This window comes from Methylobacterium crusticola (assembly GCF_003574465.1).
Classification (GTDB): Bacteria; Pseudomonadota; Alphaproteobacteria; order Rhizobiales; family Beijerinckiaceae; genus Methylobacterium; species Methylobacterium crusticola.
In genome coordinates this window covers 1-5543 of the sequence record NZ_QOWC01000335.1, presented here as the reverse complement: position 1 = coordinate 5543, position 5543 = coordinate 1, and the positions used below count along the sequence as shown (strand labels likewise).

Below are 5543 nucleotides of genomic sequence, written 5' to 3'. Positions count from 1 at the left end.
GGCAGGGCCGCGACGGCCGGGATCAGCGCGTCGAGCAGCGTGCGGTCGCCCGCCCGGGCGCCGCCGTGGCGCTGGAGCCGGTCGATCCCCTCCGCCAGGGCCTCCGGCCAGGAGGCCCCCGCCGCCAGCGCCGATCCGGCCGCCGAGAAGAAGATCGACATCAGCACCCCGCTCGACCCGCCGGCCACCCGGGCGAGGCGCACCGAGAGGGCGTGGCAGAGGGCGGCCGGCTCGGCCTGCGGCAGGCGGTCGAGGTCGGCGAGGACCGCCCGGGCCGCCGCCGCGAAGGTGGTGCCGGTGTCCCCGTCGCCGACCCGGGCGTCGAGGGCGTTCAGGGCGCCCTCGGCCCCGGCGAGGGCCTCGCAGACCGCCGCGACCGCGGCCGCGGCCGCCGGGTCCCGCGACGGGGCGGCGGTCTCGCCCGCGGCGAGGCCCGCCGGCAGCGGCCGCAGGGCCGGCGCCTGCACGGGCCGCGCCCGGGGCCAGTCCGGCACCGGGGTCTCGGCCCGCAGGGCCTCCTCGGTCGCCGCGTCGAGGGGGATGAGCGAGAGCGAGGCGCCGTGCATGGCGAGGGCGGTCATCGCCGGGGCGGGCCCGAGCAGCAGGCGCACCCGGGCGCCGAGGGGCGTCGCCAGCGCCGCCCGGGTCAGCACCTGCATCTCGAGGGCCGTGGTGCCGCCGAGGTTGTTCACCAGGAGCGCGAGGCGCTCCGCCGCCGCGACCGGGCCGGTGAAGCGCGCCATCATCAGCGCGGCGAGGGCGCGGGCCGGCGGCAGGGCGATGCGCTCGATGCCCGGCTCGCCGTGGATGCCGAGCCCGAGCTCGGCCTGGCCCGGGGCGAGGCGGGCCTCGGCGGCCTGGCCCGGGATGGTGCAGCCCGAGAGCGCGATGCCGAGCGACTGCACCGCGGCCGCGGCCCCGCGCGCCGCCGCCGCGACCTCCGCGAGCGGCCGCCCGGCCGCGGCGGCGTGCCCCGCCACCTTGTGGACGAACAGCGTGCCGGCGATGCCCCGGGGCCGGGGCGCGTCCGGGATCGCGATGTCGTCCGCCACCGTCACGGTCTCGACCGCGAGCCCGGCCGCCCGGGCCCGCTCGGCCGCGAGGCCGAAATTGAGCCGGTCGCCGGCGTAGTTCTTGATGACGAGGAGGCAGCCCGCCGGGCCCGTGACGGCGAGGAGCGCGGCCAGGACCGCGTCGACGGAGGGCGAGGCGAAGACGTCGCCGCAGACCGCCGCCGTGAGGAGACCCGGGCCGACGAGCCCGGCATGGGCGGGCTCGTGGCCCGCGCCGCCGCCCGACACCACCGCCACCGCGTCGCCCCGCCAGTCGGCCCGCAGGACCACCCGGATCGCGGGATCGCCGTCGAGGCGGGCGAGGCGGCCCTCGCTCGCCGCGACGAGGCCGTCGAGCGCCTCCATCACCAGCGCGGCGCGGTCGTTGATGAAGTGGGCCATCGCGCGTCCTCCTGCCTCCGCCGTGGGGTCTGGTCCCGGGCCCGCCCGCGACGGGGTCGGTCCGCGGCCCGGTCAACCCGTCCGCGCCGCAACCGGGCGGCGCGGCCCGCGCGGGCGCGAACCGGCCCGCCTCAGACCTCCCGGCACGCGAAGGCGTCGAGGTCGAGGGCGTGCCCGGCCCGGTCGCGCTTCGCCGTGAGGTAGCGCAGGTTCTCGGGCGTCACGCGGCCGAGGGCGCGCTGGGTGCCGACCACCGTCAGGCCGGCGGCCGCGAGCGCCTCCGCCTTGTCGGGGTTGTTGCTCACGAGCCGCACCCGGGAGACGCCGAGGGCGCGCAGGATCGCGGCCGCGAACTCGAAGCGGCGCTGGTCGAGGCCGAAGCCCAGGGCCTCGTCGGCCTCGTAGGTGTCGAGGCCCTCCGCCTGCAGGCCGTAGGCGCGGATCTTGTTGGCGAGCCCGTTCCCGCGCCCCTCCTGGTCGAGGTAGAGCACGATGCCGCCGCCGTTCTGCGCCATCCAGCGGGCGGTGCCGCGCAACTGGTCGCCGCAATCGCACTTGAGCGAGCCGAAGAGGTCGCCCGTCAGGCAGGCCGAGTGCAGGCGCACCGCCACCGGGCCGGTCAGGTCCGGCCGCCCGATCACGATGGCGACCTGGTCGCGCAGGCCCTCGCCGCCGCGGAAGACCACGAACTCGCTCTCGGGCGCGCCGGCGAGGGGCACCGGGGCCCGGCTGACGAGGTGCAGCGACGCGGCCTGCCGGGCGCGATAGGCCGCGACCGCGTCCCGCGTCACGGCGAGCGTGCCCGCAGGGCGCGCGCCCGGCACGATCACGACGGCCGGGAGCACCTGGGCGAGGCGCGCGAGCTCGAGGGCCGCCGCGTCGAGGCGGGAGGCCGGCGCCACGGGCGCGTCGATGCGGGCGTCGGCCCGCAGCGAAAGGGCGGCGATCCGGGCCGGATCGAGGACCGGGAGCGCCAGGGCGCCGGGCTCGGAGCGCTCCGGCAGGCCGAGCCGGCGCAGGCGCGGGGCCGACAGGACGAGCCGCATGCCCGCCCCCTCGTGCGCCGCCAGCGCGCCGGCCTGCTCGGCACCGAACTCCTCCGCCGCCAGCGCCAGGACCGGCTCCTCGCCGGGCTCGGCGTCGCCCGGGCCGGCCTCTCCGAAGCCTGCCGCGGCCTCCCGGAGGCCGCCGGCCGCCCCGCTCACGATGATTACGGGCCGGCCGGCGCGGATCTCGGCCAGCGCGCGCTCGACCTCCACCTGTTCGCGTCGGAGGGCCGGGTCTACACTGGGCTGCGGCTGGGTCGGGGACATGAGCAAGCCTGGGAGATGCCGCCCGGACACGTCGAGTCGTCTGGGGGTCGTGAGGACCAGGGACCGGCCGACCGTGGGTCACGGGACCGGCGTCGCGCTCGGACCGGGCGCAGGTCTGGATGTGGCGTGCCCGGTGCCGTTCGCCTCCGGTTCAGTCCATCAACCTTTCGTGATTGTCCAGCTTGATCCGCCGTGCCGCAGGATCCGGCGCGGAGCACCCGGGGAGGCCGCATGATTCCGCCCACCGCCTACGCGCCCTCCCAGAAGGCCCTGCACTGGATCATCGCCGCGCTCGTCGCCGGCCTGGTGCCGGTGGCCCTGACCATGGCGAACCTGCCGGACGGCGCGCTCAAGAACCAGCTCTACGAGTGGCACAAGTCGTTCGGGCTCACCGTGCTGGCCCTGGTCGCGGCCCGCATCGTCGTGCGCAGCCTGCGGGGGGCGCCACCCCTGGTTCCGGGCCTGCCCGCCTGGCAGCGCCGCGCCGCCCACGCCTCGCACCTCGCGCTCTACGCCCTGATCGTGCTCGTGCCGGTGCTCGGCTGGGCCGGCACCTCGGCCTGCTGCGCGCCCGTCCTGATGTTCTGGACCCTGCCCCTCACGCTGCCGGTCTCCGGCGGCATGCCGGTGGGCGAGGCGATCCTGCTCGTGCACAAGCTCGCGGCCTTCACGCTGGTGACCCTCGCGCTCGTCCACGCGGCCGCGGCCCTGCACCACCACCTGATCCGCCGGGACGGGACCCTGCGGCGGATGCTGCCGGGACGGGGGTGAGGCCGGAGTCCGGCGCGCGCGCGGGCCGGACGGGGCCGGGCCGGCGGCGGCCGCCGCCGCCGCCGGAACGCCGCCGGCACGCCGCCCGGAAATGATCCGGCCGACGCGGGCCATCCGTGCTACGCCCGGGGGGTGCGCATCCGATCGGGCTGGCCTGCCGACGCGGTCGACGCCCGGTTCGCCCACGTCCGGCACCCCGGCCGGGGCGTCGCCCGGCCGCACTCCCTGGAGACAGCTCATGCGCATTCTTGTCGGCTGCGAGATGACTTACGAGTTTCCGCACCCCACGCCGGTCATCGCGACGCTCAACGTCCACGCCTCGCGGTTCTCCGACCTCGAGCGGCCGGACTACCTCCTGACGACGCCCGCCGTGCCCCTCGCCGGGTACCGGGACAGCTTCGGCAACTGGTGCAACCGCATGGTGGCCCCGGCCGGCCGCTTCACGCTCAAGACGGACACGATCGTGCGCGATTACGGCCGCGGCGACGCGGCCGCGCCGGACGCCCAGGAAACCGCGGTCCCGAACCTGCCGGCGGACACCCTGCTGTTCCTGCTCGGCAGCCGCTACTGCGAGACCGACCGGCTGTCGAACATCGCCTGGGACCTGTTCGGCCGGATCCCGCCGGGATGGGCGCGGGTCCAGGCCATCTGCGACTACGTCCACGACCGGATCACCTTCGGCTACGAGCACTCGCGGCCGACCCGCACGGCGGCCGACGTGTTCGAGGAGCAGCGCGGCGTCTGCCGCGACTACGCGCACCTCGCGATCACGCTGTGCCGCTGCCTCAACATCCCGACGCGCTACTGCACCGGCTACGTCAGCGACATCGGGCTGCCGCTGCCGCACGCCCCCGGGGATTTCGCGGCCTGGATGGAGGTCTACCTGAGCGGGCAGTGGCACACGTTCGATCCGCGCAACAACAGCTCGCGCATCGGCCGGATCCTGATCGCCTACGGGCGCGATGCCGCCGACGTGCCGCTCACGCTGACCTTCGGGGCGAACACCCTCACGGGCTTCCACGTCACGACCGAGGAGGCCCCTGCGTCCGGCGCGCCCTGAGGCGCCCGCCCGCGCCCGGCGGGGTGTCAGGGCGCGGGCGGCAGCGCCAGCACGTCCGTGTGCCCGACGAGGACCCGCGTGCCCGGCTCCAGCCGCGCGGCGCGCCAGGACGCGGCCTCCCGGGCCGGCACGAGGCCGGTCTCCGCGGCGGCCCGCGCGGTGCCGGCGGCGAGCGCCCCGATCAGCCCGCCGCCTGGGCCGAGGCGCCAGGGGCTGTCGGCCAAGCGCACCGCGTAGCCGAGCCCGCCGAACGCCCGCGCCAGGATCGCGGCGGCGCCCGGCCCGGCGGCGGGCCCGAGCCCCTTGTCGCGCCCCTGGTGGGCCAGGAAGGCGGCGTGGATCGCGGCGTCGCCGGGATGGGGCGGCTGCCACGCCTCGCGGCCGTCGTAGTTCAGGGCCGCGTAGAAGGCCGCGCCCGCCGCCGCGACGGCCCGGGCGGCCGCGCCGATCCGGTCCTCCGAGACGAGGTCGAACAACGCCGCCGCGGTGACGAGGTCCGGGGCCGGCGCGAGCGCCGCCGTGAGGCCGCCCGCGAGGTCGAGGGCGCGAAAGCGCACGGCGATCCGCCGCCCGGCCCGGTGCAGCACCAGGGCGTCGCCCTCCGGCCGGGCGGCGTCGGCCCAGGCCGCGAGCTCCTCGCGGGCGGCGTCCAGGAGGGCCGGGTCGTGGTCGACGAGGCACCATTCCTGGCGCGCCGGCAGGTGGGGGCCGAGCGCCCGCAGGTTCGAGCCGGTGCCGCAGCCGAGATCGACCACCGCGAGGTTTCTGCCCGCGAGGGCCCGGCCCGAGAGGGCCCGCCCGAGCGCGGCCACGAGGCCGGGGTCGCGGGCCGCGTGGTCGGCGGGCTCGCGCAGGGCGAGCCACGCGGCGCTGAACCCGCTCATCGGCGCGCCTCCGCGAGGGCCCGGGCGACCGCCGCGGCGGTGCTCCCCCAGTCCGGCAGGC

Annotated in this window: 5 protein-coding genes; 2 read left to right on the top strand and 3 right to left on the bottom strand. The window is 77.7% G+C overall.

Features of this window, described 5'->3' with window-relative positions; all coding sequences use genetic code 11:
• Window positions 1-1454: dihydroxyacetone kinase subunit DhaK (locus DT057_RS33840; RefSeq protein WP_128566391.1), on the bottom strand; the 1454-nt coding region annotated here is incomplete at its 3' end.
• A gap of 131 nt (window positions 1455-1585) precedes the next feature.
• Window positions 1586-2713, bottom strand: coding sequence for a GTP cyclohydrolase II RibA (ribA, locus tag DT057_RS33835; RefSeq protein WP_308220138.1), 1128 nt, complete (start codon window positions 2711-2713; stop codon window positions 1586-1588).
• Window positions 2714-2998: 285 nt separating this feature from the next.
• On the opposite strand from ribA, the gene DT057_RS33830 reads away from it, so the two are divergent.
• Both DT057_RS33830 and DT057_RS33825 read left to right on the top strand, forming a co-directional pair.
• On the top strand, window positions 2999-3538 hold the full coding sequence (locus DT057_RS33830) for a cytochrome b (protein WP_238312725.1): 540 nt from the start codon (window positions 2999-3001) through the stop codon (window positions 3536-3538).
• A 238-nt stretch (window positions 3539-3776) separates the two neighbouring features.
• Window positions 3777-4598, top strand: coding sequence for a transglutaminase-like domain-containing protein (locus DT057_RS33825; protein ID WP_128566389.1), 822 nt, complete (start codon window positions 3777-3779; stop codon window positions 4596-4598).
• Window positions 4599-4624: 26 nt separating this feature from the next.
• On the opposite strand, the gene DT057_RS33820 is transcribed toward DT057_RS33825, so the two are convergent.
• Window positions 4625-5482 carry a methyltransferase gene (locus DT057_RS33820; protein WP_128566388.1) on the bottom strand — a complete coding sequence of 286 codons (858 nt, stop codon included), beginning with the start codon at window positions 5480-5482 and terminating at the stop codon, window positions 4625-4627.
• Window positions 5483-5543: the final 61 nt, after the last annotated feature.

What these genes read in the sequence shown, in the direction of transcription:
- DT057_RS33830 (WP_238312725.1), top strand. Translation starts at nt 2,999, where the DNA reads ATGATTCCGCCCACCGCCTACGCGCCCTCCCAGAAGGCCCTGCACTGG.
- DT057_RS33825 (WP_128566389.1), top strand. Translation starts at nt 3,777, where the DNA reads ATGCGCATTCTTGTCGGCTGCGAGATGACTTACGAGTTTCCGCACCCC.
- DT057_RS33820 (WP_128566388.1), bottom strand. Translation starts at nt 5,482, where the DNA reads ATGAGCGGGTTCAGCGCCGCGTGGCTCGCCCTGCGCGAGCCCGCCGAC.